Below are 573 nucleotides of genomic sequence, written 5' to 3'. Positions count from 1 at the left end.
GAGTTAGCTTTGCAGAAGTTATATCAAAACTCAACAAAATACCAATAAAATACTTCAGTCACCAAGAAGGTCACATCGCTTCAATAATTTATGAAAATAATATTTATGAAGATGCTTTTGTTTCATTTCACTTTTCTGGAGGAACAACAGAAATCATTTTAGTAAAAAATTCAGATAATTTATATACTACTTTAATAGGTGGAACCAATGATATTAGTTTCGGCCAGTTAATTGATAGAATAGGTGTTTACACAGGGCTAAAGTTTCCATGTGGCGAAAAAATGGAAAAAATTGCGTGTTTAGGTAGCTTGTTAAAATTAGACTTACCAAAACCACAAAATTCAACATGGATAAATTTATCAGGCTTAGAAAATTTCTACAAAAGATTGATAGATTCAAAAAAATATAATATTGAAGATATATTTTATACATTATTTATAAATATTTCCTATTTCATTGAAAACATGCTTATCAAAACTATTGAAATTCAAAATACTTCTATTGTTTTAATTGTAGGCGGTGTAAGCACAAATAATATAATTAGAAATTATTTGTCAAACAACAACTATAGAA

The 573-nt window shown here is 26.5% G+C and carries 1 pseudogene; it reads left to right on the top strand.

Annotated features, from left to right (window positions below):
* A pseudogene (locus R7P64_RS24450) lies at window positions 1-573 on the top strand (hypothetical protein); the annotation flags it as partial.

Source organism: Vibrio sp. 2304, assembly GCF_033339475.1.
In the GTDB taxonomy this organism is placed as follows: Bacteria; Pseudomonadota; Gammaproteobacteria; order Enterobacterales; family Vibrionaceae; genus Vibrio; species Vibrio alginolyticus.
Note: the sequence above shows the minus strand (reverse complement) of the source record. Positions and strands in the feature narration are given on the sequence as shown.